The following is a 2,399-nucleotide window of genomic DNA, read 5'->3' on the forward strand; positions in this document are numbered from 1 at the left end:
CAAAGATGAGAATGCACCAATGTTTGAGGTTGCAGATTATGGCGTTGTAGGCAACTTATACGAAATATTACCAGCATTGAAGGAAGCATTAAAGAAACAACTACAATAACATAACATATTTTGATTTGAAAAACAGCCAATACGGACCCTATCCTCTATGTTTTCAGAGTTTTTAGCTCTAATATTAAATGCTTAGAGGCTGCTAGAGAAGTTACGATTATCGCAAAATATATGTAGAGAAATAAATGACGCATATGGCAGGAAGACATAAGATGCCCAGTCGCTTAATTGAGATATTTGACGATAAGAATCTTGTAAATAAAATTGTAAAGCGTTTACCTTACCTATTTCAGCTTGCTGAATTAGAAAGTTCCAGAGCTGGAAAAGTTGGAATGGAAGTTGGTTCGCTTCGAGAAAAAATTTTGACTGCGCTATTGATTTATAAGTTCGGAGAGAAAAATGTAGAGACAGACATTCCTATAACCGAACCTGAAGTTGACGTAAGGTTATTTGGATATCCAATTTCTATTAAAACCATTACAGGAATGGGAGGAGTTAAATTTTCATGGACTGTTGATGCCCAAAAAGCAAGAGAATTTATGGAGACTTATGTCCCTAAAACTGATGTTTTACTTGTTCAAATTAAATGGAATAAAAAAGGCATTTTTTCATATATACCTCTTGAAGTTAAACAAAGAGTCTTTCGAGTCATGGGTCGAGAAAGATATTTTAAGCTTCCAAAACCTGGAACAAATCCTCGCGGAGTGGAAATAAAGTAAGGATGCGCTGTTAAAGTTACTTCAAGATAAGGATACTAAGAAAATTGAGATTTTTTGGCAACGTTCAGCAATAGAATATAAACCGTACCAAAGATGGGTAGATTATTGGAAAGAGAGTTAACTTAAAAATTCGGCTAATTTAATTTGAGACTGTTTCTTTAAGAAATCTTTGATTCTCTTTTCAGCTAACGTCACATACTCTGGTTCTACATCGTAACCCACATAATATCTGTTAGTTTGAAGAGCTGCTATTGCTGTTGTTCCGCTACCCATAAACGGGTCTAATACAACTTCTCCCTCAAAAGTGTAAAGTTTGATGAGCCTTAAAGGCAACTCAGCTGGGAATGGAGCAGGATGCCCAACTCTAGTAGCAGATTCTGCTGGGAATGTCCACACGCTTTTGGTCCACTCTAAAAACTCCTCTTGCGTAATGGTGCTTTTTCTTCCTTTTGGATTCTGTCTACTAAATGTCTCTTTTGAAAAAATCAATACGTATTCATGAACGTCTCTTAACGTAGGGTTACTCGGCGAACACCAGCTTCCCCATGCAGTTGAAGCCGCTGCGCTTGAGCCTTTATCCCAGATTATTTCGCCTCTCATAAGAAAGCCAATATCTAACATGCTTTGAACTACAAAAACATCTAGGGGTATGTATGGTTTTCTGCCTAAGTTAGCCACATTAATGCAAGCTCTACCGCCTGGAACTAGGACTCTGTATGTTTCCTTGAACACCCTTGATAGTAAACCTCTATATTCATCTAATGTGAGCCCTTTACCGTACTCTTTTCCAACATTGTAAGGAGGTGAAGTTACCATTAAATGGACGCTGTTGTCCGGTAATTCCTCCATGTTTTCGCTACTTTTGCAAAAAATCTTGTTTAGAAAGTCTTTGTTAATTTCGTTCTCAAAGTATATCACTTTCTCTTTTTCTTTAGGCAAGCCTTCATACAACTTACTATTGTAAAACTTTGATGAGTCATGACCAAATCTTCCAGGGGACCCAAAAGAGCTTGTTTCAGTTCCTTCTTTACGACCTTTACTTTGTTTTATTTTCCTATTTTCCTTTCTCGCTTCATGGGAACCTTCAAGTAAACTCACTTGAAATCCCTCATTATTTTTGGTTAATTGTATTCGGCTACCTGGGTGAAATTTCCCTTTTAGAAAGGAAGACCAGAGTCTACCGTATTTGTCAATTCTCGCTGGGTTACCATTGAGTGTTGTAATATGTGGTAGTGAGGTATTACCCAGCAGTTCAGGTATGTTTTCTCTGGGAATCTGAATAAATCCCCGAAGGACTTCCATCCTTTTAAGAATCTTACTTGCCATTCTTCTCCCTCTAAATATCTATTTATCCTATCTATGAATTTTTCTATTTTGAAAATAATTCAATAGTTTAATCTGCACCTATGTAGTAACTTATGATATCTAAAGATGAAGCTTTAAGGCTTGTTAGGGGTACAAGCAAATATGCCCATGCTTTGATGGTTTCTTGTATAATGGGAGAGTTGGCGAGAGCATTAAATGAGAATGAAAGAGAGTGGATGCTGGTTGGACTGCTACATGATTTGGATTATGACAAGGTTAAAAATGATATGGGGAATGCATGGTGTTGTTGCTGCT

At 37.1% G+C, this 2,399-nt stretch carries 5 protein-coding genes; 4 read left to right on the forward strand and 1 reads right to left on the reverse strand.

Annotated features, from left to right (window positions below; translation table 11 throughout):
- From QMD21_07585 to QMD21_07595, 3 genes are all read left to right on the forward strand, one after another.
- Nucleotides 1-109: electron transfer flavoprotein subunit alpha/FixB family protein (locus tag QMD21_07585; protein MDI6856624.1), on the forward strand; the 109-nt coding region annotated here is incomplete at its 5' end.
- A 145-nt stretch (nt 110-254) separates the two neighbouring features.
- Complete coding sequence (locus QMD21_07590) at nt 255-779, forward strand: ThaI family type II restriction endonuclease (GenBank protein MDI6856625.1); 525 nt, start codon at nt 255-257, stop codon at nt 777-779.
- A 49-nt stretch (nt 780-828) separates the two neighbouring features.
- Nucleotides 829-900, forward strand: coding sequence for a hypothetical protein (locus QMD21_07595; protein MDI6856626.1), 72 nt, complete (start codon nt 829-831; stop codon nt 898-900).
- Here the strand turns inward: QMD21_07595 and QMD21_07600 are convergent.
- Complete coding sequence (locus QMD21_07600; protein ID MDI6856627.1) at nt 897-1,829, reverse strand: site-specific DNA-methyltransferase; 933 nt, start codon at nt 1,827-1,829, stop codon at nt 897-899. The genes QMD21_07595 and QMD21_07600 overlap by 4 nt on opposite strands.
- Nucleotides 1,830-2,197: 368 nt before the next feature.
- Here QMD21_07600 and QMD21_07605 point away from each other — a divergent pair.
- A partial coding sequence (locus tag QMD21_07605; GenBank protein MDI6856628.1) for an HD domain-containing protein occupies nt 2,198-2,399 on the forward strand: 202 nt, incomplete at its 3' end.

The sequence above is a fragment of the Candidatus Thermoplasmatota archaeon genome, from assembly GCA_030018475.1.
Taxonomy (GTDB): domain Archaea; phylum Thermoplasmatota; class JASEFT01; order JASEFT01; family JASEFT01; genus JASEFT01.

What these genes read in the sequence shown, in the direction of transcription:
- QMD21_07590 (MDI6856625.1), top strand. Translation starts at nt 255, where the DNA reads ATGGCAGGAAGACATAAGATGCCCAGTCGCTTAATTGAGATATTTGAC.